Source organism: Bifidobacterium sp. ESL0827 (assembly GCF_052606685.1).
In genome coordinates this window covers 1,530,635-1,554,916 of the sequence record NZ_CP199597.1, presented here as the reverse complement: position 1 = coordinate 1,554,916, position 24,282 = coordinate 1,530,635, and the positions used below count along the sequence as shown (strand labels likewise).

The window sequence follows — 24,282 nt, the reverse complement described above, 5'->3', positions numbered from 1 at the left end:
CGTCGTTCCGTGCCCTCGAAACAGACTGGGTAATCAGTTCATAGATCGCTAGAAAGGGCGGACGGCAATGGCGGGACAGAAAATCCGCATCAGGCTAAAGTCCTATGACCATGAGGTCATCGACCAATCGGCGAAGAAGATCGTCGAGACGGTGACGAACGCGGGCGCAACTGTGGTTGGCCCCGTTCCGCTGCCGACTGAGAAGAACGTGTATGTCGTCATCCGTTCTCCTCATAAGTACAAGGACTCCCGCGAGCACTTCGAGATGCGCACCCACAAGCGCCTGATCGACATCGTGGATCCCACGCCCAAGGCTGTGGATTCGCTGATGCACATCGATCTGCCGGCGGACGTCAACATTGAGATCAAGCTGTAGGGGAGGAGGAAACCGCATGGCTGAAGAGCAGAGGAACCGCAAGGCTCTCCTGGGCCGCAAGCTGGGCATGTCCCAGGTCTGGGACGAGAACGGCTTCTTCGTCCCGGTGACCCTGGTGGACGTGTCCACCAACGTGGTGACCGCGGTCAAGAACCAGGAGAAGGACGGCTACCAGGCCATCCAGATCGGCTACGGGCAGATCGACCCCACCAAGGTGACCAAGCCGCTGGCTGGTCACTTCGCCAAGGCCGGAGTGACTCCGCGCCGCCACCTGGTCGAGGTACGCACCGCCGATGCCGACAGCTACCAGCCCGGCCAGGAGCTGGGCCTGGACCTGCTGCCCGAGGGCAGCGAGGTCGACGTGACCGGCACCACCAAGGGCAAGGGCTTTGCCGGCACCATCAAGCGCTGGGGCTTCAAGTCCTACCGCCGCACCCACGGCTCGCACAAGAACGAGCGCCGTCCCGGCTCAGTGGGTGCCTGCGCTACACCCAGCCGCATCCTCAAGGGCAAGCGGATGGCCGGCCGCATGGGTCACGACACCTCGACCGTCCAGAATCTGACCATCGTCTCCGCAGATGCCGAGAAGGGCGTCATCGCCATCAAGGGTGCCCTGCCAGGGCCCCGCGGCGCCATCGTCCTGGTTCGTTCGGCAGTGAAGGGAGCCTGAAACCATGGCTAAGTTGACTCTGAACATCACCGACGCCCAGGGTAAGAACACAGGGACCGTGGATGCACCCGAGCAGATCTTCGGCATTGCCGAGGAGGATGTGCGCTCACATGTGCCGCTGATCCACCAGGTGGTCGTCGCCCAGCTGGCTGCGGCCCGCCAGGGCACGCATTCGGTCAAGACCCGGTCCACCGTCTCCGGCGGCGGCCGTAAGCCTTGGAAGCAGAAGGGCACCGGACGTGCTCGTCAGGGCTCCATCCGCGCTCCCCAGTGGACCGGTGGCGCCATTGTCCACGGCCCGCAGCCGCGCGATTACTCCCAGCGCACCCCCAAGAAGATGAAGGCCGCAGCCCTGCGCTACGTCCTGTCCGACCGGGTCAACGCCGGACGCGTGCACGTGGTCGACTTCGGCATTGGCGAGACCCCGTCCACCAAGGCAGCCAAGGCAGCCCTGCTGCCCCTTGTCGACAACAGATTCACCACCGTCGTGCTGTCCCGTGAGAACATCAACGAGTGGCTCTCCGTGAGGAACCTGCCCACCGTCCATGTCCTCTTCGCCGATCAGCTCAACACCTACGATGTGGTCACGGCCGAGGATGTCGTCTTCAGCAAGGATGGCTTCGATGCCTTCCTGGCTGCCAAGAGCGGCGTCAAGTCCGAGACCGTCAAGGAGGCCTGATTTTCATGGCAGCTATTCACAAGCCAGCACACGACATCATTCTGCGCCCGGTCGTCTCCGAGAAGAGCTACGCCAACTCGGACCGCGGCCAGTACACATTCGTGGTGGACCCTGATGCCAACAAGGTCGCCATCAAGCAGGCCATCGAGCAGATCTTCAATGTGAAGGTCACATCGGTCAACACCCTCAATAGGCAGGGCAAGCGGACCCGGACCCGTACGGGCTGGGGTCGTCGCGCCGCCGAAAAGCGCGCCATCGTCAAGGTGGCCGAGGGCCAGTCGATCGATGTCTTCGGTACCAACAACTGAAGGCTAGCCGAGAAAAGTTAAGGAAGAACTAGATTATGGCTATCCGTACATACAAGCCGACGACCGCGGGCCGTCGCAACGCCTCGGTTTCGGACTTCGCCGAAATCACGCGCTCCAAGCCCGAGAAGTCGCTGGTTCGCAAGCTGAGCAAGACCGGCGGACGCAACTCCTATGGTCGCGTCACCAGCCGCCACCGCGGCGGCGGACACAAGCGCCAGTACCGCCTCATCGACTTCCGTCGCTGGGACAAGGACGGCGTGCCCGCCAAGGTGGCTGAGATCGAATACGATCCCAACCGCTCGGCCCGCATCGCCCTTCTGCACTTTGCAGACGGCGAGAAGCGCTACATCATCGCCCCGCAGGGCATCAAGCAGGGTGACGTCATCGAGACCGGTCCCCAGGCCGACATCAAGCCCGGCAACAACCTGCCTCTGCGCAACATCCCCACCGGCACCATCGTCCACGCCATTGAGCTGCGGCCTCTGGGCGGCGCCAAGATCGCCCGCTCGGCCGGTGCCGCCGTTCAGTTGGTGGCCAAGGACGGGGCATACGCCCAGCTGCGTATGCCCTCCGGTGAAATCCGGAATGTCGATTCCCGTTGCCGCGCAACGGTGGGCGAGGTCGGCAACAATGACCACGCCAACGTCCAGCTCGGCAAGGCGGGACGTGCACGCTGGATGGGACGCAGGCCCATCACCCGTGGTGAATCCATGAACCCGGTCGACCACCCGCATGGCGGACGCACCCGTGGCGGTAAGCCGCCAGTGTCTCCCTGGGGCAAGGGCGAGGTCCGCACCCGCAGGCCCAAGAAGGCCTCCAACAAGATGATCGTGCGTCGTCGTCCAAATGGTAAGAACCGCAAGTAAGGGAGTGTCGGAAAGATGACTCGTAGCATCAAGAAGGGCCCATTCGTCGACGCCCACTTGCAGAAGAAAGTCGACGAGCAGAACGAAAAGGGCACCAAGAACGTCATCAAGACCTGGTCCCGTCGTTCCATGATCACCCCGGACTTCATCGGGCACACTTTCGCTGTGCACGATGGCCGCAAGCATGTCCCGGTCTTCGTCACCGAGGCCATGGTCGGCCACAAGCTCGGCGAATTCGCCCCCACACGGACCTTTAGGGGTCACGTGAAGGACGACAAGAAAGCACGCCGCTGAGGCGAGGGAGAGTAGAGACACATGGAAGCTAAGGCAATTGCACGTCACGTTCGCGTGACGCCTCGCAAGGCTCGCCGCGTCGTCGACCTCATCCGAGGCAAGCAGGCGACCGAGGCCGTGACCATTCTGAAGTTCGCCCCCCAGGACGCGGCCGTTCCGGTCCGCAAGTGCCTGGAGAGCGCCATCGCCAACGCGCGTGTCAAGGCGGACAAGGCCAACCAGCCCTTCCGCGAGAACGAGCTGATGGTCCGGGAGACCTACGTGGATGAGGGAACCACCCTGAAGCGGTTCCGTGCCCGCGCCCAGGGTCGTGCGGCCCGCATCAACAAGCGGACCAGCCACATCACCGTCGTGGTGGCCGACAAGGAAGGAGCCCGATAATGGGGCAGAAGATCAACCCGTTTGGGTACCGACTCGGCATCACCGAGGAGCACCGCAGCAAGTGGTACTCCGACTCCAACAAGGCGGGGGAGCGTTACAGCGACTTCGTCCTTGAGGACGACAAGATCCGCAAGGAGATGAACAAGGATCTGGAGCGCGCAGGCGTCTCCAAGATCGTCATCGAGCGGACCCGTGACCGTGTGCGCGTCGACATCCACACCGCCCGGCCGGGCATCGTCATTGGTCGTCGCGGAGCCGAGGCCGAGCGCGTGCGCGCCAAGCTGGAGAAGATTACCGGCAAGCAGGTCCAGCTGAACATCTTCGAGGTCAAGAACGCCTCCATCGATGCCCAGCTGGTGGCTCAGGGCATCGCCGAGCAGCTGACCAACCGCGTCACCTTCCGCCGGGCCATGCGCAAGGCTCAGCAGGATGCCATGCGGGCCGGTGCCAAGGGCATCAGGATCAAGCTGTCCGGTCGTCTGGGTGGAGCTGAGATGAGCCGCTCGGAGTTCTACCGTGAGGGCCGTGTGCCCCTGCAGACTCTGCGCGCCCTTATCGACTACGGCTTCTTCGAGGCCAGGACCACCTACGGCCGCATCGGCGTCAAGGTCTGGATCTACAAGGGCGACATGACCGAGCGACAGTTCGAGGAGCAGCAGGCTCAGCAGAACAACCGGCCCGGTCGGCGCGGCGATCGTCGTCCCCGTCGTGGCGTCCGTCCCTCCGAGGGACGCACCCGCCGCGAACAGGATGCAGCCAAGCAGAACAGCGGTGTGGCCGCGCCGCCGGCGGCGGCTCAGGAGCAGACCGCTTCGGCCCCCGTCGCAACCGAAGCAAAGGAGTGAGCCGTGCTTATCCCAAAGAGGACTAAATACCGCAAGCAGCATCGTCCGGGTCGTTCGGGCATGTCCAAGGGCGGCAACGAGATCGCTTTCGGCGATTACGGCATCCAGGCCCTGGCTCCGGCCTACCTGACCAACCGGCAGATCGAGGCGGCCCGTATCGCCATGACCCGGTACATCAAGCGTGGCGGCCGCGTCTGGATCACGGTCTTCCCGGATCGCCCCCTGACCAAGCATGCCCTGGGATCCCGAATGGGTTCCGGCAAGGGTGCACCCGAGTTTTGGGTGGCCAACGTCCGTCCCGGCCGGGTGCTCTTCGAGATCGGCGGCGTGAGCGAGGATGTGGCCCGCGAGGCCCTTCGCCGCGCTACTGACAAGCTTCCCATGAAGTGCCGGATTATTGCACGTGAAGGCGGTGACATCTGATGTCAGTCGGAACAGCCGAGTATTCCATCAAGAATCTGAATGAAAAGACCAATGCGGAGATCGAGGATTTCCTGAAGAAGTCCAAGGAAGAGCTGTTCAACCTGCGCTTCCAGTCGGCCACCGGTCAGCTGGAGAACACCTCCCGCCTCAAGGCCGTCAAGCACGACATCGCCAGGATGTACACCGTCCTGCGTGAGCGCGAGCTGGGCATCAGCCAGGAGCCCGCCGAAGCAAAGGCCGAGAGCAAAGCTGAGGAGAAGTAAGCATGGCTGACAAGCAGGAGCGCAACTTCCGCAAGGTTCGCAGCGGCTACGTCGTGTCCGACAAGATGGACAAGACCATCACCGTTGAGCTGGAGCAGCGTTCGACCCACCCCCTGTACGGCAAGGTCGTCCGCAGCAACCGCAAGGTCAAGGCCCATGATGAGAAGAACGAGGCCCATGTGGGCGACTTCGTGAGTATCATGGAGACCCGTCCTCTGAGCAAGACCAAGCGCTGGCGTCTCGACTCCATCGTCGAACGCGCCAAGTAACAAGTTCGGCCAGGCTCCGCATTTCATCCCGCCCTTGCGCGGGGTGTTTGCGGAGAACCAGCGCGGCTAAGGAGAATCAATGATTCAGCAGGAATCGCGGCTTCAGGTCGCCGACAACACGGGTGCCAAGGAGATCCTGGCCATCCGCGTGCTCGGCGGGTCGAAGCGACGCTATGCCGGCATTGGCGATGTGATCGTCGCCACCGTCAAGGATGCCATTCCCGGCGGGTCGGTCAAGAAGGGCGAGGTCGTCAAGGCGGTTGTCGTCCGCACAGTAAAGGAGCACCGTCGCCATGACGGCTCCTACATCAAGTTCGACGAGAACGCGGCGGTCATCCTCGGCACCGGTCGTGAGCCCCGCGGCACTCGTATTTTCGGACCGGTCGGCCGTGAGCTGCGCGACAAGCGCTTCATGAAGATCGTGTCCCTGGCACCGGAGGTGATCTGAAGTGGTAGCCAAAATCAAGACAGGCGACCAGGTCAAGGTCATCCGCGGCAAGGATCGCGGCAAGGAGGGCAAGGTTCTGCGGATTCTGCCCAATGACCGCCTGATCGTCGAGGGTATTCAGATCGTCAAGAAGCATGTGCGGGCCACCCAGCAGGGTCAGGAGTCGGGCATTGTCCCGACCGAGGCGCCCATCCATCGCTCCAACGTGATGGTCATCGACCCGGAGACCAAGAAGCCGACTCGCATCGGCGTGAACATCAAGGAGGAGGCGCGTGACGGCAAGGTCAAGGTCGTGCGCACCCGCTTCGCCAAGAAGTCAGGCAAGGAGCTGTCATGAGCGATACCACCGTTGAAGCACCGGCAGTCCCTCGTTTGCTGCAGCAGTACCGCGAGAGCATCGTGCCCGAGCTGGAGAAGGAGTTCAAGTTCTCCAACCCCATGCAGGTGCCCAGGATCGAGAAGGTCGTGGTCTCCATGGGCGTAGGGGCCGCGGCACGCGACTCCAAGCTGATCGAGGGTGCGGTCAAGGACCTGACGGCCATCACTGGCCAGAAGCCCAAGATCACCAAGGCCAAGAAGTCCGTGGCGCAGTTCCACCTGCGTGAGGGACAGGCCATAGGCGCCTTCGCCACCCTGCGCGGCGTGCGTATGTGGGAGTTCCTGGATCGTCTGTTGACCCTGGCTCTGCCCCGCATCCGCGACTTCCGCGGCATCAGCGACCGTCAGTTCGACGGCCAGGGCAACTACAACTTCGGTCTCACGGAGCAGTCCATGTTCCACGAGATCGATCCTGATCAGATCGATCACCAGCGTGGTATGGATATCACCGTGGTGACCTCCACCAAGAACGATCAGGAGGCCCGGGCGCTGCTCAAGCAGCTGGGCTTCCCCTTCAAGGAGAACTGATATGGCAAAAACCGCTCTGAGAAACAAGGCGGCACGCAAGCCGAAGTTCAAGGTGCGTGGCTACACGCGCTGCCAGGTCTGCGGTCGTCCTCATTCCGTCTATCGCAAGTTCGGCCTGTGCCGCATCTGCCTTCGCGAGAAGGCTCACCGCGGCGAGCTGCCGGGTGTGACGAAGTCCAGTTGGTAAAGATCGACGCTGAAGGTCCGCGGTCGAGGCAGATTGCTGCCCGGCGGCGGAAACCACGGCGAGGAAGGGCATAAGCCCACATGACAATGACAGATCCCATCGCAGACATGCTGACACGTCTGCGTAATGCGAGTGCGGCCAAGCATGAAACAGTCGACATGCCGTACTCCAAATTCAAGGCGAATATCGCGCAGATTCTCAAGCGCGAAGGTTTCATCGCCGATTACCGCGCCAAGGAAGCGCGCGTAGGCCAGGATCTGGAGATCACGCTCAAGTACGGTCCCGATGGACGCCAGTCCATTCAGGGAATCAAGCGCGTCTCCAAGCCCGGTCTGCGCCGCTACGCCAAGTCGGATTCCCTGCCCATGCCCCTGGGCGGGCTGGGAATCGCCATCATCTCGACCAGCTCGGGACTGATGACCCAGAAGGAATGCCTCGACAGAGGCATCGGCGGCGAAATCGTCGCCTACGTATGGTGAGAAAGGAGAGCTGAACATGGCATCGCATATTGGTAAGCTCCCCATCGCCGTTCCGGCAGGTGTGGAGGTGGCCTTCAAGGGCCAGGAATTCACCGCCAAGGGTCCCAAGGGCTCCGACGGGTACACGCTGCCCGAGGGCATCACCGGCAAAGTCGAGGGCAATGAGATCATCATGACCCCCGCCGACGAGGACCGCACCACCAAGGCCAAGCATGGACTGAGCCGCTCCATCGTGGCTTCCATGGTCGAAGGCGTCTCCAAGGGCTACAGCAAGCACCTGCAGATCGTCGGCACCGGCTACCGCGTGGTCGCCAAGGGCAAGTCCCTGGAGTTCTCGCTGGGCTACTCGCACACCATCACTGTCGACCCCCCGGAGGGCATCACCTTCGAGACGCCGAACGCCAATGAAGTGGTCGTCACCGGCATCGACAAGCAGGCCGTCGGCCAGGCTGCGGCCAACATCCGCGCCCTGCGTGCTCCCGAGCCCTACAAGGGCAAGGGCATCAAGTACGCCGACGAGCACATCCTGCGCAAGGCTGGAAAGGCTGGTAAGTGATATGACGGTCTCGATACTAGGCAAAGGCAAGAAGATCGCCCGTCTGCGCCGCCATGCCCGCCTGCGCAAGCACGTCTCCGGCACGGCAGAGCGTCCCCGTCTGGTGGTCACTCGGACCAACCGCAACATGATCGCCCAGATCGTCGACGACACCAGGGGCGTCACCCTGGTCAGCGAGTCGACCATGGCTTCGGATTACGGCTCTTTCAAGGGCACCAAGACCGAGGCCGCCCGCAAGGTGGGCGAGCAGATCGCGGCCAAGGCCAAGAAGGCTGGCATCACCACCGTGGTCTTCGACCGTGGTGGCAACAAGTACCACGGAAGGGTCGCAGCGGTTGCGGAAGGCGCCCGTGAGGGAGGTTTGGCACTGTGAGCGACAACGAAACGACAAAGGAAACAACCCAGGTGACTGAAGATTCCACAAACGCTCAGTCCAGCCAGGGTGGCAGAAGGGACCGGAACGACCGGAACGATGATCGCCGCGGCGGTCGTCGTGGTGGTTCCCGTGACGGTCGCAGGGATGGCCGTCGTGGCCGGCGTGACCGCGACGAGCGCGACGACATGCTCGACAGGGTCGTGACCATCAACCGTGTGTCCAAGGTTCACAAGGGCGGCCGAACCTTCAGCTTCGCGGCCCTGGTGGTCGTGGGCGACGGCAAAGGCACCGTGGGTGTTGGCTACGGTAAGTCCCGCGAGGTTCCTGCAGCCATCTCAAAGGGTCAGCTGGACGCCAAGAAGCACATGTTCACGGTTCCCCGCATCCGTGGCACCGTCACCCACCCGGTGATTGGCCACGATGCGGCTGGTACTGTTCTCCTGCGTCCTGCAGCACCAGGAACCGGCGTTATCGCCGGTGGTCCTGTCCGCGCCGTCCTGGAGTGCGCCGGTATCACCGACATTCTGAGCAAGTCCATGGGTTCGGCCACGGCCGTCAACATGGTGCGGGCCACTGTAGCTGCCCTGAAGCAGCTGGAGGAGCCTGAGGAGATCGCGGCACGCCGCGGTCTGCCCCTGGAGGAGGTCGCCCCTGACTCCCTCCTGCGCGCACGTGCCGCCGGCATCGCCGACGAGCGCAAGGAGCGCGAAGAGGCCAAGGCCAAGGCTGACGAGCAGTCGAAGGCAGGTGAGTGATGACCAAGCAGATCAAGATCACCCTGGTCAAGGGCGTGGCTCATGCCACCGATCGCCAGAAGGAGAACGTCAGGTCTCTGGGCCTTCACAAGATCGGCCAGACAGTCCTGCGTGAGGACACCCCCGTCTACCGGGGGATGGCCGACAAGGTCCGCCACCTGGTGAACGTAGAGGAGGCAGACTGATTATGGCCAGCGAGAAGCAAGAGCCCACCATCCTGCAGATGCATGACCTGCGTCCTGCTCCGGGTGCCAAGCGCGACCGCATCCGTGTGGGTCGTGGCGAGGGGTCCAAGGGCAAGACCTCCGGTCGTGGCACCAAGGGCACCAAGGCACGCTACCAGGTCCGTCCGGGATTCGAAGGCGGCCAGCTGCCCCTATACATGCGCCTGCCAAAACTGCGCGGGTTCAGGAGCCCCTTCAAGAAGGAGTACCAGGTGGTCAACCTGGGTGCTCTGGAAGGGCTCTTCCCCAACGGCGGCGAGGTCACTGTCGAGGATCTGGTCAACAAGGGAGCGGTCCGCAAGGGCCACCCCGTCAAGGTCTTGGGTGATGGCGATGTCAAGGCTGCTTTCACCCTCAAGGGCGTAAAGGCCTCGGCCTCGGCCAAAAGCAAGATAGAAGCCGCAGGCGGGTCCGTCTCTGAGGGCTGACACTCATAGGGGACAGACCGCAAGGCAGATGATTCCGGCCCTCCCCGCTCCAAGCGGGCGAGGGCCGGAATTCGTTTCCGGCCAGGTTGCCGTCGGGATTTGACGGAGCCATCGGTTAAGCTGGTCGGAGCAATAAGGTGCGATGCACCGGGACCAACGCGTGGGCGCGTAGGGAGGGAACTTAGGTGAGGACGTTAATCCAGGCCTTCAAGACCAAGGAGTTGAGGAAGAAAATCCTCTTTGTTCTTGGCATCATCATCATCTATCGCATCGGGTCGTTCATACCTACCCCAGGTGTGGATTATCCTGCCGTGCAGAAGTGCATCACCACAGCCGGCAATGAGGACTTCATCGGCCTGGTCAACCTGTTCTCGGGCGGGGCTCTGTTACAGCTGTCCATCTTCGCACTAGGCATCATGCCCTACATCACCGCATCCATCGTGGTGCAGTTGCTGCGTGTGGTCATTCCACGCTTTGAAGCTCTGCACAAGGAAGGTCAGTCCGGCGAGGCCAAGCTGACTGAGTACACCAGGTACCTGACCATCGGCCTGGCGGTGCTGCAGTCCACGACTATTCTGGTCACTGCCCGCAACGGCGCGCTCTTCAACGGGGCATGCCAGCAGCAGGTCATCCCTGACAGTTCGGTCTGGAACCTGGTAGTCATGGTCCTGATCATGACCGGCGGCACAGGCCTGATCATGTGGATGGCCGAGCTGATTACTGACAAGGGCATTGGCAACGGCATGTCCGTCCTGATCTTCATCTCCATCTGCTCTGGCTTCCTGCCTCAGCTCTGGAACATCGGCTGGGGTACCAACGGCAAGAACGGCGACTGGGTCAAGTTCGGCATCGTTGTGACTGTCTTGGTGGTCATTCTGATACTGGTGGACTATGTTGAGCTGGCTCAGCGCCGCATACCCGTCCAGTACACCCGCCGGATGATCGGCCGCAAGATGTACGGCGGATCCTCAACCTATCTGCCACTCAAGATCAATATGTCGGGCGTGATTCCCCCCATCTTCGCCTCATCCATTCTGGCTATTCCCACCCTCATCGCCCAGTTTGGCAAGCCCGAACAGAGCTGGGTCAAGTGGATCGATGCCAACATGGCCAACACCACCTCGGTGTGGTACATCGTGCTCTACTCGGTCATGATCGTCTTCTTCTGCTTCTTCTACACCTCCATCACCTTCAACCCCGATGAGACGGCCGACAACATGAAGGAGTACGGCGGTTTCATCCCCGGCATCAGGGCCGGACGCGCCACAAGCCGGTACCTGTCATACGTGATGAATCGGCTGAATACAGTCGGCGCCATCTATCTGCTGTTCGTGGCGCTGATACCCACGGTGCTGATCATGTTGCTGAAGATCAACTCCAAGTTGCCCTTCGGCGGCACAACCATCCTAATTATCGCCGGCGTCGGTTTGGACACCCTGCGTCAGGCCAGGGCTCAGACCGAGCAGTTCCAGTACACAGGCTTCCTACTGGAGGGCGAACACAAGGAGGGCTGACCCTAACCAAACACCAGCAGGTGGTGTCAGACTCAAGCAAATGAAGGTCCGACCTTGGCCCTTGGTGGCATAGGGCCGGACCCTGCTATATCGGGAAGGGCGTTTGCATGGGTTCAGTGAGTCGAACCTGTGTTGGGTCAGGTAGCCGCTAGCATACATAATTGTGGATTCTCCGGGGCTAAGACAGCTAGAACCGTCTGGGACCGGAGAGCCAAGAACATAGAAATCGAGCATCGAGCGAAGGATCGGGAATGGCACAGCGACTGTTGATCATGGGACCTCAAGGTGTTGGCAAGGGCACGCAAGCGGCCTTGCTCAGCAAGCATTACGGGATTCCGGCCATCTCCACCGGCGACATTTTCCGATACAACCTGAAGAACGGAACTGAGCTGGGCAAGCAGGCCAAGGCCTACACCGACAAGGGTGAGCTGGTTCCAGACGAGCTGACCAATAAGATCGTCAAGGACCGTCTTGGCATGGACGACGCCGCCCAGGGCTGGATTCTGGACGGCTACCCCCGTTCAGCTTCCCAGGTCGAGGCACTGGACAAGATGCTCAAAGAGCTTGACACTCCGCTGACGGCTGTGGTGGCCTTGGACGCTGACCATGACGTGCTCATGCAACGCATCGCCAAGCGGGCCAAGGAAGAGGGGCGAGCAGACGATACCCCCGAGGCCATCGCCAAGCGTCTGGATATCTATGCCAAGGAGACCGCACCCCTGCTGAACACCTATAAGTCCCGTGGCCTTCTGGTCGCAGTGGACGGTCAGGGAGCGGTCGAGCAGATATCCAGGGAGATTATCGCGCAGCTGGACAAGCGCTAATTCAAAGCCTGTCAGGCGAAAGGGTTGTCGCCAGCTGAATCAACCGTAAGAAGGCCTTGTTCAGAACATACTGGCACAGCTCGCTGCTAAGACTAACCCAAGCATAGAAGCTGCATGACCCCAGGGGGCTTGACAGCTTCTTTTTGTGGAGGGCGGAAATCCCCGCGCGTCCGCCCAACTCTGGCGGAGAGGATGGTAGCCTAGGTGCATTCAGACCCTCTTCCGGGGGGTATTGCATGTCGGTGATTGGCCGTAAAAGATAGAGAAATCAATAGAAACAGAAGAGGTCCACTTGAAGGGGTCTACGGCATCCGTGGTCAGATCGGATAAACAGGAACCAGCGCGTCCGAAGCACACCATCCGAACCATTCTGCGCTCACTGCGCGAATACCGAAAGGCCAGTTTTCTAGCTCCAGCCTTTGTCTTTCTGGAGAGCGTCCTTGAAATTGTGATTCCGACCATCATGGCCTCCCTGATCGACCAAGGAGTCTCGGGGAGGTCAATGCCGGCCATCTTCAAATTCGGGTTGATATTGCTGGCCTGCTCGGCCGTCTCACTGTTCTCCGGGTTCATGTCCGGGCGGTATGCGGCCATCGCCTCTTCCGGCCTGGCCAAGAATGTCCGCAGCGATCTCTTCGCCAAGGTGCAGTCCTTCAGCTTCACCAACATCGACCGCTTCTCCACCGGTTCCATCATCACAAGATTGACCACTGATGTGACCAATTTGCAGAACGCCTATCAGATGGTCATCAGGGTCGGGGTCAGGGCGCCGATCATGGTCATCGTCGCCTGGCTCTTTTCTTATAAGATCTCCAGGCCCATATCCCTGGTCTTCCTGATCGCCATCCCCATCCTGGGCTTCGGGCTGATCGGTCTGTCCCTGCTGGTGCACCCCATCTTCGAGCGGGTCTTCCACACCTACGACCACCTCAACAACGTGGTGGACGAGAACCTTCAGGGCATCAGAGTGGTCAAGTCCTACAACCGGGAGGACTACGAGGAGCGCAAATTCAACGGCATTTCTTTGGCCATCTACCGGGCTTTCTGCAAGGCCGAGAGAATCATGAGCCTGAACCCGGCGCTGTTGAACTTCTGTATCTACGCCTCTCTGCTGGTCATATCCTGGATGGGCGCCTCCCAGATCGTGGCATCCGGAAACAATGCAGCCCTGGGGCTGACCACGGGCGATCTGACTGCCTTGGTCACCTATGCCATCCAGATCATGATGGCCATGAACATGGTCTCCATGATCGTGGTCATGGTCGTCATCTCCCAGGCCTCGGCGGAGCGCATTTGCCAGGTGCTGGACGAGGTCAGCACCGTGCACGATCCCGCCAAGCCGGTTATGAAAGTTGCCGATGGTTCCATCAGCATCCAGGATGTGACCTTCCGCTACTCGGATCGGTCCGAACGTCCCGTTCTGAGCCATATCAATCTGGACGTTCCCTCGGGCTCGACCCTGGGCATCGTGGGCGGGACCGGCTCCTCCAAGTCCAGTCTGGTCCAGCTCATACCCCGTCTCTACGACGTGACCGAGGGGTCCCTCCAGGTGGGCGGGGTGGATGTGCGCCAGTATGACCTGACCGTCCTGCGCGACCAGGTGGCCATGGTGCTTCAGAAGAATGTCCTATTCACCGGGACCATCGCCGAGAACCTGCGCTGGGGCAATCCTGATGCTTCGGACGAAGAGCTGGTGCGCGCCTGCACTTTGGCCCAGGCTGACGGTTTTGTGCGGGAGTTTCCCGATGGCTATCAGACCTACCTGGACGAGGGCGGCACCAACCTCTCTGGCGGCCAGCGACAGCGTCTGTGCATAGCACGGGCCCTTCTGAAGAAACCTGACATCCTGATTCTGGATGATTCAACCAGCGCCGTGGACACCAAGACCGACCAGCTGATCCGCCGGGCCTTCAGCCAGGAGATTCCCGACACCACCAAGATCATCATCTCCCAGCGTCTGGCCTCTGTGGAGGACGCCGACATAATTGTGGTCCTGGAGGAGGGCAAAATCCTCGACAAGGGCACCCACCAGGAGCTCCTGCGAACATGTCAGGAGTATCGATCCATCTACGAATCACAGACCAGGAACCAGAGCGAGGAGGACAAGGACCATGAGTGACGGATCATTCAAGGACCGCAAGCCTCGCTTGGACAAGGCCGCGCCGGGGACGACCCGTCGTATCCTGAGCTACTTATTGGCCTATCGCTGGCAGCTGGCGGTGATTGTGGTCTGCATCATCATCAGCGCCGGGGCCCAAGCCGCATCGGCCTTCTTCCTTCAGCCACTGATCGACCACTACATCCTGCCGCTGGTCGGGGCCGCCAACCCTGACTGGGGACCGCTGATGCGGACTCTGATCCTGATGGGCTGCCTCTATGCAGTGGGGACCTTCTGCTCCTGGTTCTGGAACTGGCTGATTGTCAAGGTGGAACAGGGCACATTGAAGACCATTCGCGACCAGATGTTCGCCCACCAGCAGGAGCTGCCCATCGGCTTCTTCGACACCCATGAGCACGGCGACACCATGAGCCGCTACACCAACGACACGGATACCCTCCGCCAGGCCATCTCCCAGTCCTTCCCGCAGATGGTCTCCTCGGTGCTGTCCGCCCTGGCAGCCCTGATCTCCATGCTCTGGCTCTCGATTCCATTCACCGTCCTGACCCTGGTCTTCGCAGCGGTTCTGATTGTGGTGGTCCGGGTTCTGGTCACCCGAAGCGGCCGTTACTTCGTTCATCAGCAGCGCTATCTGGGCCAGGTGAACGCCTTCGTTGAAGAGGCCGTCAACGGGCAGAAGGTCATCAAGGTCTTCAACCACGAGGATGCCACCGCCAAGGTCTTCGAGGCACGGAATGAGGATCTCTTCCAGGCCTCGGCCCAGGCCAACACCTACGGCAACGTCACCATGCCGGTCGTGGGCAACATGGGCTACCTGCTCTATGTCATCCTGGCCATCGTCGGCGGGCTGGCCGGCATTGCGGGCATGGGCAACGTAGGACTGACCGGGGCAGGGCCGCTGACCCTGGGAACCATCGTCTCCCTCCTGACCCTCTCCCGCTCTTTCATCAACCCCATCGGCCAAGTCTCCATGCAGTTCAACATGGTCATGATGGCCCTGGCGGGCGCTTCCCGAATCTTCGACCTGATGGACCAGCCTGTTGAATCAGACCAGGGTACGGTCAGATTGGTCAGCGTCGAACTGGCCTCGGACGGCCAGACCATGACCCCCGTCGACCACGAAACAGGGCACTGGGCTTGGAAGCGTGAGGCCGATGACGATGGCAGGCGCTCGCTGGAGGCCGCCATGAAGCTTCCCGGCGATGCCCGAGATGTGGCCCTGAAGGCCAAGGATCAGGCAATCACCTCTCCTGATGGGCGATACACCCTCCTCCAAGGGGATGTGCGATTCACCGACGTCAGTTTCGGCTATGACCCGAGCAAGCCTGTCCTGCACGACATCACCTGGTTCGCCAAGCCCGGGCAGAAGGTGGCGCTGGTCGGTGCCACTGGTGCCGGCAAGACCACGATCACCAACCTGATCAACCGCTTCTACGACATCCAGCAGGGGCAGATCCTCTATGACGGGATCGATGTGAGGAACATCCGCAAGCCTGACCTCCGCCGCTCCCTGGGTATCGTCCTTCAGGACGTCAACCTCTTCACCGGCACCGTCCTGGACAACATCCGCTATGGGCGCCTGGACGCCACGGACCAGGAGTGCATCGAAGCTGCCAGGATGACCAACGCCGACAGCTTCATCCGCATGCTTCCCCAGGGTTACCAGACCGTTCTTGAAGGTGATGGAAGCGGATTGTCCCAGGGTCAGCGCCAGCTGATTTCCATTGCCAGGGCGGCGGTGGCGGATCCTCCGGCCATGATTCTGGACGAAGCCACTTCCTCAATCGACACCCGAACCGAGGAGGTGGTCCAGCAGGGCATGGACGCACTGATGCGCGGCAGGACGGTCTTCGTCATCGCCCATAGGCTCTCCACGGTTCGCAACTCCGATGTGATCATGGTCCTGGACCACGGGCGAATCATCGAGCGCGGCAATCACGATGAGCTGATAGCCAAACATGGCGAGTACTACCAGCTCTACACCGGAGCCCTGGAACTGGAGTAGGGTTTTCCGGGATTGCCGAAGGTCAAAGGAAGGCGCCGAAAGGTATGACCCGGCGCTAAGCGAATGCCAGCCTAGGGGGTCGGTCCTTGATGGGCCGACCCCCTTTCATGTGTATGCCTCCGTCCATTCTTAGCTGTCGCCCCGAGCTGAACAAGTGCCTGTCAGTCATAGGACTCAGTAGCAATTTTTTAATATTTTCAAACAATTTATGCAGTTCTGAGGGCCGATTCCGACTATAGACTGAGAGCAAATATATACAGTTTTGCTGAGCAGACAAGGGGCTGATGACCATGGGCGTCACAGTGAAAGTCACAGAGCTGACGATTCCAACCTACGGAATCGGAAAACCGGACAAGAATCCGCAATTTATTGAAAATCGAGTCTACCAGGGTTCTTCGGGTCGGGTCTATCCCTACCCGGTCATCGAGACCATCTCGGATGAATGCAAGGATCAGGACTACAAGGCGGTCATTCTGGAGAACGAATACCTGGAGGTGACCGTCCTGCCTGAGCTGGGCGGACGCATCCAGTATGCCCGGGACAAGACCAACGACTATGACTTCGTCTACCGCAACCGGGTCATCAAACCTGCCCTAGTGGGCCTGACCGGCCCTTGGATTTCCGGCGGCATCGAGTTCAACTGGCCGCAGCACCACCGGCCCAGCACCTTCCTTCCAGTGGACTGCACGCTCAAGGACCTACCGGACGGTGGCAAGGCGGTGGTCTGCCATGATACCGACCGCATATACGGCACCCAGGTCACCACCACCATCGCCTTGCATCCCGGGGTCAGCGTCATCGAAATCTCGGCCCGGCTCTACAACGGCACGCCTTTGCCACAGTCCTTCCTCTGGTGGGCCAACCCGGCCGTGGCGGTCAACGAGCACACCAGGACCGTCATGCCACCAGATGTCACTGCGGTCATGGACCACGGCAAGCGCGACGTCTCCCGTTATCCCATCGCCACGGGAACCTACTACAAGCACGACTATTCCCAGGGAGTGGATATCAGCCGCTACAAGAACGTGCCGGTGCCCACTTCCTATATGGCTGCCCATTCGGACTATGACTTCGTCGGCGGCTACGATTTCTCCCGGCAAGCGGGCATTCTGCATGTGGCTGACCATCACATCTCCCCGGGCAAGAAGCAGTGGACCTGGGGCTGCGGGGACTTCGGCCACGCTTGGGATCGCAATCTGACCGATGCCGACGGCCCCTACGTGGAGCTGATGACCGGGGTCTTCACCGACAACCAACCGGACTTCACCTGGCTCAAGCCCTACGAGGGCAAGACCTTCACCCAGTACTTCATGCCCTACAAGCAGGTAGGGCTGGTCAAGAACGCCAGCGTGGATGCGGCCCTGAACCTGGAGGTCGGCCCCGAGCAGACCTTCGGAGCTGCCGGAGAGCATGAGGGAATCGAGGCCCAGGGGCTGAAGGCCGGGCAGGGGCGAGTCACCGTCTACGCCACACGGGTTCAAAAGGATGCGCGCGTCCAGGTCGCTGCAGATGACGGATCCATCCTCTACCAGTGGCAGGGCACCCTCGGCCCCGACAATCAGGTCAGGGCCGAATTCGAGACAGGCGATCGTCCGACCACTGCACTGACAGCCCGAGTGGAGGACGCTCAAGGACGGCTCCTGGTCAGCTATCGTCCACAGCCGCCCGCCGGCGGAAAGATTCCCGAGCCGGCACAGGCCGCCGATCGGCCGGAGCGTATCGCCACCAACGAGGAACTGCTGCTGACCGGTCTGCACCTGGAACAGTACCGCCACGCCACCTACCGGCCTGATCCCTACTACCTGGAGGGGCTCAAGCGCGACCCGGGCGATGCCCGCATCAACAACGCCTACGGCCGACTCCTGCTTCGACGCGGCGACTTCGCTGGAGCCGAGCGGCACTTCCGCACGGCCATCAGGCGATTGACCTGGCGTAACAGCCAGCCCTATGATTCCGAGGCCCATTACAATTTGGGCCTCGCCTTGAGCTATCAGGGACGAATGGACCAGGCCTACGACGCCTTCTACAAGGCCACCTGGGATGATGCCCAAAAGGAACGGGCCTTCTTCTGCCTGGCCTGCATCACGGCATGTCGCGGCCAGCTGGAGCAGGCTCTGGACTTCGTCCAGCGTGCCCTGACCCGCAACACCGACAACATAAGGGCTCGTGGGCTCAAGGCCTATCTGCTGCGTCGGCTGGGCAGGCAGGATCAGGCGGACCAAGTGGTCCGCAAGAATCTTGCCCTGGATCGGTTCGACTTCGTATCCGGCTACGAGCGGGTCTTGGCAGGCGGTGATCCGGATGAGCTGTCCAGCCTGATGCGCGGGGATTACCTCAACCTGCTGCGGACGGCACGAGACTATGCGGCATTCGGCGCCTATGAGGAGGCGCTGCAGCTGCTGGGCCAGGCCGATCGGCAGCAGCCCATGGTCCGGTATTATCAAGGCTGGTATCTGCACTTGCTGGGTCGGAAGGACCAGGCCCTTCAGGCCTTCCAAGCCGCTGAGGCCGCGCCTTCGGACTACTGCTTCCCCAATTCCCTGGATGATATCGCCCCCCTGCGCACGGCCATGACCCTGGTCGACGGTCCCAAGGCAGCCTATTATCTGGGCTGCCTCTACTACGACAAGTCTCTGACTGACCGGGCCATCAAGCTCTGGGAGCACTCCCGGCAACTGGACCCCGACTTCGCCACCGTCCACCGCAACCTGGCCATCGCCTATGGTAACAAGAGACACGATTGGCAGGCCGCCGATCAGGAAATCGAAACCGCCTGCCGGTTGGATCCCGAAGATGCCCGGGTCTTTCTGGAGCGGGATCAGCTCCACAGGCTGATGGGCTGGAGCTTTGCCCGGCGACTGAAAGAATTCGAGCAGCATCCGGAGGTTGTGGCCCGCAGGGACGATCTGTACATCGAATACCTGAGTCTGCTCAATCAGACTGGCGGCTACGAACGGGCCTATCGGCTGATGAGCGGCCGGCACTTCCATCCCTGGGAGGGCGGCGAAGGCAAGATCACCGCCCAATACAGAATCTCCCTGAAACTGATGGCCAAGGACGCCATGGCGGCCAAGGACTGGGATCGCGCTGCTGATCTGCTGGAGCGAGCCATGACGTATCCGGAGAACTTGGGCGAAGGCAAACTGGAAGGCCAGAAGGACAACGATCTTCACTACTACCTGGGGCTGGTCAGACGAGCCGCAGGTGGCGAGGAAGCTGCGGATCAGGAGTTCCGTCTGGCCTGCCTGGGCTCCGGGCAGGTGGGGGAGTCGCTCTACTACAACGACCAGCCTGCTGAGATGGTCCTCTTTCAGGGACTGGCCCACCAGGCTCTTGGTGAGCAGGGTCCGGCCAACGCCTGCTACTACCGGCTGCTGGACTTTGGCGAGCAGCATTTGGACGACCATGTGGAGAAGGACTACTTCGCGGTCTCTCTGCCTGACTTCCTGACCTTTGATGCGGACTATACCCGTATGAACCGGGTCCACTGTCTCTACCTGATGGCCCTGGCACGCATCGGCATAGGGCAGATCGACCAGGCTCGGGAGTGCCTGAAACAGGTGCTGGAACTGGATGCCGGCCATATTAAGGCCGGGCTGTTTACTGATGAATTGGACCACAGGGCAATTCTTACCGGGAGAATGGCATGATCAAGGTTGCATTGGCTGGAGCCTGGCAGGTTCAGTCCCCATCTGAGCTGCAGGGAACCGTCCTGTTGCCAGGCACGTTGGACACTAACGGACTCGGCCATGGTGATCAGGAGCTGTCTGCTGACTATGGCAGCGGCAAGACTGGCCCCATCGGCTCTCGGCTGACCAGGCGGCACACCTTCGAGGGGACGGTCAGGCTGTCCCGACAGATTCGATGGTCCCCACAGCCGGGGCAGAGGGTCTTCTTCGAGGTGGAGCGCGCTCGCCGCCTGGAGGTCAGGGTCGGCGAACGCCTGGCTGAGCCCTATCGTCCTCAGACCTTGAACACGCCGCATGTCTTCGAGCTGACTGGACTGCTAACGGGCGATGACCTGCTGCAAGTGGATTCCGATAACGCCTACCAGGGTATGCCTCATGACGCCATCGTGGATTCCTCGACCGCCACTGACCATACCCAGACCAACTGGAACGGGCTTCTGGGAAACATTAGCCTGCGTGTGGAGGAGGACACCTTTGTAGATAGCGTTCGTGCCTATCCCCATGGCGATGCGCTGACGGTAGAAGCTGATGTGGATTCGGGACAAGGATTCCATGGTCGCTTGCGGGTCTCTTCCGATGCGCTGGCCCAGCCTCTGGAGGTCGCTGTAGACCTGGAATCTGGGCGGCGAACACTGACCTGGCCCGATCTGCCGCTTGATGTCCATGCGGATCGTTGGGATGAATACCAGGGCTGTCTGCATGGCATGGCAATCGAGCTCCTGCCGCCGGACGGATCCAGGGTGCTCTCGCGGGTAAGTACGGACTTCGGCATCCGCGACTTCGCAGCTGATGAGCAGGGGAGACTGGCTCTGAACGGCAGGGCCTTCTTCCTGCGGGGCGAGGCCAATTGCGCTGAATTTCCGCAGACCGGCTTCCCGCCCATGGACGTGGGCTCCTGGATCCATATTCTGGAGGCCTACCGGTCATACGGAGTAAATGTGGTCCGCTTCCATTCACACTGCCCGCCCGAAGCAGCCTTCATCGCGGCGGACCGGATGGGGATGATGATGCAGCCCGAGCTCTCCCACTGGGACCACCAACACGCCTTCCAGGAGGATGAAAGTTACCGCTACTATCGCACCGAACTGGAGCAGACGCTGCTCTTCCTGGCCAACCACCCCTCCTTTGTCATGCTCACCCTGGGCAATGAGCTGTCTGCGGATGTGACCGGCCACCAGCGCATGGCTCAGCTGGTCGAGGATGCCCGGAGCATTGACGACACCCGGCTCTATGCCAATTCCTCCAACCCCCACTATGGTCAGCTGGGCAGTGACAACTGCAATGAGGTCTACACCTCAGAGTCCTACAAGGGCCATGACCTGCGCTGCTGCTTCGCCGACATGCGTGGGTCCACCAATGCGGTGCATCCAGGCACTGCCCACAATTTCGAGGATTCCATGCAGGCAGTACGCAAAGAGTGCAAGGTGCCGGTCTACGGCTTCGAGGTCGGCCAGTATGAGGTGCTGCCGGACTTCCGGGAGATCGAGGAGTTCACCGGGGTCACCCGTCCCGACAACTATGCAATGATTCGTGACAGGGTCCGTGAATCTGGCCTGGACCGGCACACCTGGCTGGATTGGGTGGCTGCTACAGGCGAACTGTCGCGGATCTGCTACCGGGAGGAGGTGGAGTCCGTCCTGCGAACGCCCTCCATGTCTGGGCTTTCGCTGCTGGGTCTTCAGGACTTCCCCGGACAGGGCACGGCTCTGGTGGGCATGATGGACGCCCATCTGCACCCCAAGCGCTTTCCCTTCGCCCGCCCTGAACGCTTCCGGTCCTTCTTCACCGACCAGTTGCCGCTGGCGGTCATGGACCGCTACGCCTATACCAGCCGGGAGAAGCTCTCAGGGGCGGTCAAGGTGGCCAACTACGGCCGACGTACGCTGCAGGGTGATCTGCGGCTGCGGTTGCAGGGCCGGGGGGTTGATCAGGAGCGTGTCTTCCGTCAGGTCACATGTCCGGTGGGCAAGCTGACCGAACTGGGGGCCTTCGAACTGCCTCTGGACGGAGTTGGAGGCAACCAACGCTGCCGTCTGAGTCTGGAGCTCGACGGTGTGACCAACGTCTATCCGGTCTGGGTCTACCAGGACAGCCAGCCTGACCGGCAGGACGGTCTGTACGAGGCCAGGAGGTTCGACCGGCAGGCGCGTCGGGTTCTGGATCAGGGGGGCACAGTCTATCTGAGTCCTGACTCCACGGCCCAGTCCCTGCCCAGATCCGTTCAGGCCCATTTCTCCACGGACTTCTGGTCAGTGGGGACATTCAAGGACCAGAGCGGCACCATGGGGCAGTTCATTCAGGCCGACCACCCTATTTTTGCCGATTTTCCGACCGGCTGGCATACTGACTGGCAGTGGTGGCCCATGGCCACCCAGCGGGCCATCATCCTGCCTGATCGCTACCAATCCATCATCACTGAGATGGACAGCTATGCTTACCTGCGACCCATGACACAGCTGCTGGAATGCCGCTGCGGTAAGGGCCGGCTTCTGCTCTCCTCCATGGGCCTGCAGAATCTGACTGAATATCCGGAGGCTCGGGCCCTTCAGACCAGCATCTATCGGTATCTGAGCTCCAAGGACTTCAACCCGCGTCAGAGGATTGATCCCGAGGTCATCGACCAGCTGGTCGCCTAAGTCCTGCTGTCCGCTAAAGCACAATAAGAGGGGTCCGACCTGCAATTTCAGCGGGTCGAACCCCTTATTGCGCTATCTAGAGCCTATCTCAGAGGATGCCCTGGGCCACCATGGCATCGGCCACCTTGGTGAAGCCGGCCACATTGGCGCCCAGCATCAGGTCGCCCTCATGACCATATTCCTTGGAAGCCTGGTAGGACTTTTGGAAGATTCCAGTCATAATGTCCTTGAGCCGCTGATCCACCTCGTCGAAGGTCCACTGCAGGCGCAGCGAGTTCTGGCTCATCTCCAGACCGGAGACTGCCACGCCGCCGGCATTGGCGGCCTTGGCAGGCCCGTAGAGCACCTTGTTATCCTGATAGACCTGGATGGCTTCCGGGGTGGATGGCATGTTGGCGCCCTCGCAGACCACGGTGCATCCGTTGGCCATCAGGGTCTTTGCGGATTCCCCGTCGATTTCGTTCTGCGTGGCGCAGGGCAGGGCGATGTCGCAGGGCACAGTCCAAACGCCCTTGCAGCCCTCGTGGTACTCAGCGGAGTCCACGCGGTCCGCATACTCGCGAATTCGGCCGCGGTGACCCAGCTTGATGTCCTTGACGACGTCGAGGTCAATCCCGTTGAGATCGTAGACGTATCCGTTGGAGTCGGATGCCGTCACCACCTTGGCGCCCAACTGCTGGGCCTTTTCGGTGGCGAAGATGGCCACGTTGCCCGAACCGGAGATGACGACGGTCTTGCCCTGGAAGGAATCCTTGCGCAGCGTCTGCAGGGCTTCCTGGGTGTAGTAGCACAGGCCGTATCCCGTAGCCTCGGTCCTGGCCAGGGAGCCGCCGAAGGTCAGGTCCTTGCCGGTCAGCACGCCCGAGTACTCGTCGCGCATTCTCTTGTACTGACCGAACAGGTAGCCGATCTCGCGGGATCCCACGTTGATGTCGCCGGCGGGCACGTCGGTGAACTGCCCGATGTGGCGCTGTAACTCAGTCATGAAAGCCTGGCAGAAGCGCATGACCTCGGCATCCGAGCGGCCCTTGGGGTCGAAGTCGGATCCGCCCTTGGCACCGCCCATGGGCAGTCCGGTCAGCGAATTCTTCAGGATCTGCTCGAAGCCCAGGAACTTGATGACCGACTCGGTCACGGTCGGGTGGAAGCGCAGGCCGCCCTTGTAGGGGCCGATTGCCGAATTGAATTGGATCCGGTAACCGCGGTTGACCTGAACATGGCCCTGATCGTCGGTCCAGGCCACACGGAACTTGACTGCACGCTCAGGCTCGACCAGGCGCTCCAGCACGCCGTTGGCCTCATACTCGGGATGCCGCTCCACCACGGGCTCCAGGCTGGAGAAGACTTCACGCACAGCCTGCAGGAATTCCGGCTGGTCGCCGTCGCGCTTCTCAACCTGCTGGTAGACGCGCTTGATGTATTCGTTGGTGAGCATCTGAGCTCCTTTGACTAGGAATGGCCGGTCCGTCCGGTCCACATACGATTGGGTCCGCCCTCAAGAGCCTACGGGGGCTGGCGGAATCTTATCCCATGGTAAATGCCTCAAAGTTACGTCACAAGAATTTTGGCCCGTAATGTCTGACATGTGGTCGTTCAAGGCCCGAAGAATGAGAGAACAAGGATGAGCAATCAAGGCTGCTAGCGAAAGTTGAGTCTCTATGACTCAACTTTTTATTCCTTGAGTGAACATCGGGCATGGAACCCCCAGCCCGCGGTTTGGACAAAGTGAAGGGCAGGGAGCCCGGGAGGACAGGTCAGGATG

General features: G+C 61.1%; 28 protein-coding genes. 27 read left to right on the top strand and 1 reads right to left on the bottom strand.

Going from position 1 to position 24,282, the window contains the following annotated elements:
• The first annotated feature begins 67 nt into the window (after positions 1–67).
• The 27 genes from rpsJ to ACUIAI_RS06200 all read left to right on the top strand — a co-directional run bounded on the left by rpsJ (position 68) and on the right by ACUIAI_RS06200 (position 22,520).
• Positions 68–376 (top strand): 30S ribosomal protein S10, encoded by a 309-nt coding sequence (gene rpsJ, locus ACUIAI_RS06330; RefSeq protein ID WP_006295278.1) that lies wholly within the window; start codon positions 68–70, stop codon positions 374–376.
• A gap of 16 nt (positions 377–392) precedes the next feature.
• Positions 393–1,046, top strand: a complete 654-nt coding sequence (gene rplC, locus ACUIAI_RS06325) for a 50S ribosomal protein L3 (protein WP_015022359.1) — start codon at positions 393–395, stop codon at positions 1,044–1,046.
• Between the two features lie 4 nt (positions 1,047–1,050).
• Positions 1,051–1,725 (top strand): 50S ribosomal protein L4, encoded by a 675-nt coding sequence (gene rplD / locus ACUIAI_RS06320; RefSeq protein WP_045935715.1) that lies wholly within the window; start codon positions 1,051–1,053, stop codon positions 1,723–1,725.
• A 5-nt stretch (positions 1,726–1,730) separates the two neighbouring features.
• Positions 1,731–2,033 carry a 50S ribosomal protein L23 gene (gene rplW / locus ACUIAI_RS06315; protein WP_015022357.1) on the top strand — a complete coding sequence of 101 codons (303 nt, stop codon included), beginning with the start codon at positions 1,731–1,733 and terminating at the stop codon, positions 2,031–2,033.
• Positions 2,034–2,068: 35 nt separating this feature from the next.
• Positions 2,069–2,899 carry a 50S ribosomal protein L2 gene (gene rplB, locus ACUIAI_RS06310; RefSeq protein ID WP_015022356.1) on the top strand — a complete coding sequence of 277 codons (831 nt, stop codon included), beginning with the start codon at positions 2,069–2,071 and terminating at the stop codon, positions 2,897–2,899.
• 15 nt (positions 2,900–2,914) lie between these two features.
• Positions 2,915–3,193, top strand: a complete 279-nt coding sequence (gene rpsS, locus ACUIAI_RS06305; RefSeq protein ID WP_015022355.1) for a 30S ribosomal protein S19 — start codon at positions 2,915–2,917, stop codon at positions 3,191–3,193.
• Between the two features lie 21 nt (positions 3,194–3,214).
• The gene (gene rplV, locus ACUIAI_RS06300; protein WP_024626790.1) at positions 3,215–3,574 is read left to right on the top strand and encodes a 50S ribosomal protein L22; all 360 of its coding nucleotides are present in this window, start codon (positions 3,215–3,217) and stop codon (positions 3,572–3,574) included.
• Positions 3,574–4,419: a 30S ribosomal protein S3 gene (gene rpsC, locus ACUIAI_RS06295; RefSeq protein WP_029678066.1), complete on the top strand. Its 846-nt coding sequence runs from the start codon at positions 3,574–3,576 to the stop codon at positions 4,417–4,419. Before rplV ends, rpsC begins: the two co-directional genes overlap by 1 nt.
• A 3-nt stretch (positions 4,420–4,422) precedes the next feature.
• Positions 4,423–4,842, top strand: a complete 420-nt coding sequence (gene rplP, locus ACUIAI_RS06290; protein WP_015022352.1) for a 50S ribosomal protein L16 — start codon at positions 4,423–4,425, stop codon at positions 4,840–4,842.
• Positions 4,842–5,105: a 50S ribosomal protein L29 gene (gene rpmC / locus ACUIAI_RS06285; RefSeq protein ID WP_015022351.1), complete on the top strand. Its 264-nt coding sequence runs from the start codon at positions 4,842–4,844 to the stop codon at positions 5,103–5,105. Before rplP ends, rpmC begins: the two co-directional genes overlap by 1 nt.
• 2 nt (positions 5,106–5,107) lie before the next feature.
• A complete protein-coding gene (gene rpsQ, locus ACUIAI_RS06280; RefSeq protein ID WP_015022350.1) occupies positions 5,108–5,374 on the top strand; it encodes a 30S ribosomal protein S17 in 267 nt (88 codons plus the stop codon).
• A 79-nt stretch (positions 5,375–5,453) separates the two neighbouring features.
• Positions 5,454–5,822, top strand: a complete 369-nt coding sequence (gene rplN / locus ACUIAI_RS06275; protein ID WP_015022349.1) for a 50S ribosomal protein L14 — start codon at positions 5,454–5,456, stop codon at positions 5,820–5,822.
• A gap of 1 nt (position 5,823) precedes the next feature.
• Entirely contained in the window at positions 5,824–6,159 is a 336-nt protein-coding gene (gene rplX, locus ACUIAI_RS06270; protein ID WP_015022348.1) for a 50S ribosomal protein L24, read from the top strand.
• A complete protein-coding gene (gene rplE, locus ACUIAI_RS06265; protein ID WP_024626788.1) occupies positions 6,156–6,728 on the top strand; it encodes a 50S ribosomal protein L5 in 573 nt (190 codons plus the stop codon). The genes rplX and rplE overlap by 4 nt, the downstream gene beginning before the upstream one ends.
• Before the next feature lies 1 nt (position 6,729).
• Positions 6,730–6,915 carry a type Z 30S ribosomal protein S14 gene (locus tag ACUIAI_RS06260; protein ID WP_015022346.1) on the top strand — a complete coding sequence of 62 codons (186 nt, stop codon included), beginning with the start codon at positions 6,730–6,732 and terminating at the stop codon, positions 6,913–6,915.
• An 80-nt stretch (positions 6,916–6,995) separates the two neighbouring features.
• Positions 6,996–7,394 (top strand): 30S ribosomal protein S8, encoded by a 399-nt coding sequence (gene rpsH, locus ACUIAI_RS06255; protein ID WP_024626787.1) that lies wholly within the window; start codon positions 6,996–6,998, stop codon positions 7,392–7,394.
• Between the two features lie 16 nt (positions 7,395–7,410).
• Positions 7,411–7,950 carry a 50S ribosomal protein L6 gene (gene rplF / locus ACUIAI_RS06250; RefSeq protein WP_445341883.1) on the top strand — a complete coding sequence of 180 codons (540 nt, stop codon included), beginning with the start codon at positions 7,411–7,413 and terminating at the stop codon, positions 7,948–7,950.
• Position 7,951: 1 nt separating this feature from the next.
• On the top strand, positions 7,952–8,323 hold the full coding sequence (gene rplR / locus ACUIAI_RS06245; protein ID WP_015022343.1) for a 50S ribosomal protein L18: 372 nt from the start codon (positions 7,952–7,954) through the stop codon (positions 8,321–8,323).
• A complete protein-coding gene (gene rpsE / locus ACUIAI_RS06240; protein ID WP_024626785.1) occupies positions 8,320–9,081 on the top strand; it encodes a 30S ribosomal protein S5 in 762 nt (253 codons plus the stop codon). The genes rplR and rpsE overlap by 4 nt, the downstream gene beginning before the upstream one ends.
• On the top strand, positions 9,081–9,266 hold the full coding sequence (rpmD, locus tag ACUIAI_RS06235; protein ID WP_045924814.1) for a 50S ribosomal protein L30: 186 nt from the start codon (positions 9,081–9,083) through the stop codon (positions 9,264–9,266). Before rpsE ends, rpmD begins: the two co-directional genes overlap by 1 nt.
• Before the next feature lie 2 nt (positions 9,267–9,268).
• Entirely contained in the window at positions 9,269–9,733 is a 465-nt protein-coding gene (gene rplO / locus ACUIAI_RS06230; RefSeq protein ID WP_445341882.1) for a 50S ribosomal protein L15, read from the top strand.
• Positions 9,734–9,918: 185 nt separating this feature from the next.
• Positions 9,919–11,247, top strand: coding sequence for a preprotein translocase subunit SecY (secY, locus tag ACUIAI_RS06225; RefSeq protein ID WP_046323301.1), 1,329 nt, complete (start codon positions 9,919–9,921; stop codon positions 11,245–11,247).
• A 251-nt stretch (positions 11,248–11,498) separates the two neighbouring features.
• Positions 11,499–12,071: an adenylate kinase gene (locus ACUIAI_RS06220; protein ID WP_445341881.1), complete on the top strand. Its 573-nt coding sequence runs from the start codon at positions 11,499–11,501 to the stop codon at positions 12,069–12,071.
• Between the two features lie 313 nt (positions 12,072–12,384).
• A complete protein-coding gene (locus ACUIAI_RS06215; protein WP_445341880.1) occupies positions 12,385–14,190 on the top strand; it encodes an ABC transporter ATP-binding protein in 1,806 nt (601 codons plus the stop codon).
• Positions 14,183–16,195, top strand: coding sequence for an ABC transporter ATP-binding protein (locus ACUIAI_RS06210; RefSeq protein ID WP_445341879.1), 2,013 nt, complete (start codon positions 14,183–14,185; stop codon positions 16,193–16,195). Before ACUIAI_RS06215 ends, ACUIAI_RS06210 begins: the two co-directional genes overlap by 8 nt.
• Positions 16,196–16,479: 284 nt before the next feature.
• Positions 16,480–19,845: a DUF5107 domain-containing protein gene (locus ACUIAI_RS06205; protein ID WP_445341878.1), complete on the top strand. Its 3,366-nt coding sequence runs from the start codon at positions 16,480–16,482 to the stop codon at positions 19,843–19,845.
• On the top strand, positions 19,842–22,520 hold the full coding sequence (locus tag ACUIAI_RS06200) for a glycoside hydrolase family 2 TIM barrel-domain containing protein (RefSeq protein ID WP_445341877.1): 2,679 nt from the start codon (positions 19,842–19,844) through the stop codon (positions 22,518–22,520). Before ACUIAI_RS06205 ends, ACUIAI_RS06200 begins: the two co-directional genes overlap by 4 nt.
• An 88-nt stretch (positions 22,521–22,608) precedes the next feature.
• Here ACUIAI_RS06200 and gdhA read toward each other — a convergent pair whose 3' ends face one another.
• Entirely contained in the window at positions 22,609–23,955 is a 1,347-nt protein-coding gene (gene gdhA, locus ACUIAI_RS06195; protein WP_445341876.1) for an NADP-specific glutamate dehydrogenase, read from the bottom strand.
• Positions 23,956–24,282: the final 327 nt, after the last annotated feature.

Bases quoted from the DNA above. Each gene is read 5' to 3' on its own strand.
- rpsJ (WP_006295278.1), top strand. From the start codon at position 68: ATGGCGGGACAGAAAATCCGCATCAGGCTAAAGTCCTATGACCATGAG.
- rplC (WP_015022359.1), top strand. From the start codon at position 393: ATGGCTGAAGAGCAGAGGAACCGCAAGGCTCTCCTGGGCCGCAAGCTG.
- rplD (WP_045935715.1), top strand. From the start codon at position 1,051: ATGGCTAAGTTGACTCTGAACATCACCGACGCCCAGGGTAAGAACACA.
- rplW (WP_015022357.1), top strand. From the start codon at position 1,731: ATGGCAGCTATTCACAAGCCAGCACACGACATCATTCTGCGCCCGGTC.
- rplB (WP_015022356.1), top strand. From the start codon at position 2,069: ATGGCTATCCGTACATACAAGCCGACGACCGCGGGCCGTCGCAACGCC.
- rpsS (WP_015022355.1), top strand. From the start codon at position 2,915: ATGACTCGTAGCATCAAGAAGGGCCCATTCGTCGACGCCCACTTGCAG.
- rplV (WP_024626790.1), top strand. From the start codon at position 3,215: ATGGAAGCTAAGGCAATTGCACGTCACGTTCGCGTGACGCCTCGCAAG.
- rpsC (WP_029678066.1), top strand. From the start codon at position 3,574: ATGGGGCAGAAGATCAACCCGTTTGGGTACCGACTCGGCATCACCGAG.
- rpmC (WP_015022351.1), top strand. From the start codon at position 4,842: ATGTCAGTCGGAACAGCCGAGTATTCCATCAAGAATCTGAATGAAAAG.
- rpsQ (WP_015022350.1), top strand. From the start codon at position 5,108: ATGGCTGACAAGCAGGAGCGCAACTTCCGCAAGGTTCGCAGCGGCTAC.
- rplN (WP_015022349.1), top strand. From the start codon at position 5,454: ATGATTCAGCAGGAATCGCGGCTTCAGGTCGCCGACAACACGGGTGCC.
- rplE (WP_024626788.1), top strand. From the start codon at position 6,156: ATGAGCGATACCACCGTTGAAGCACCGGCAGTCCCTCGTTTGCTGCAG.
- ACUIAI_RS06260 (WP_015022346.1), top strand. From the start codon at position 6,730: ATGGCAAAAACCGCTCTGAGAAACAAGGCGGCACGCAAGCCGAAGTTC.
- rpsH (WP_024626787.1), top strand. From the start codon at position 6,996: ATGACAATGACAGATCCCATCGCAGACATGCTGACACGTCTGCGTAAT.
- rplF (WP_445341883.1), top strand. From the start codon at position 7,411: ATGGCATCGCATATTGGTAAGCTCCCCATCGCCGTTCCGGCAGGTGTG.
- rplR (WP_015022343.1), top strand. From the start codon at position 7,952: ATGACGGTCTCGATACTAGGCAAAGGCAAGAAGATCGCCCGTCTGCGC.
- rpmD (WP_045924814.1), top strand. From the start codon at position 9,081: ATGACCAAGCAGATCAAGATCACCCTGGTCAAGGGCGTGGCTCATGCC.
- rplO (WP_445341882.1), top strand. From the start codon at position 9,269: ATGGCCAGCGAGAAGCAAGAGCCCACCATCCTGCAGATGCATGACCTG.
- ACUIAI_RS06220 (WP_445341881.1), top strand. From the start codon at position 11,499: ATGGCACAGCGACTGTTGATCATGGGACCTCAAGGTGTTGGCAAGGGC.
- ACUIAI_RS06210 (WP_445341879.1), top strand. From the start codon at position 14,183: ATGAGTGACGGATCATTCAAGGACCGCAAGCCTCGCTTGGACAAGGCC.
- ACUIAI_RS06205 (WP_445341878.1), top strand. From the start codon at position 16,480: ATGACCATGGGCGTCACAGTGAAAGTCACAGAGCTGACGATTCCAACC.
- ACUIAI_RS06200 (WP_445341877.1), top strand. From the start codon at position 19,842: ATGATCAAGGTTGCATTGGCTGGAGCCTGGCAGGTTCAGTCCCCATCT.
- gdhA (WP_445341876.1), bottom strand. From the start codon at position 23,955: ATGCTCACCAACGAATACATCAAGCGCGTCTACCAGCAGGTTGAGAAG.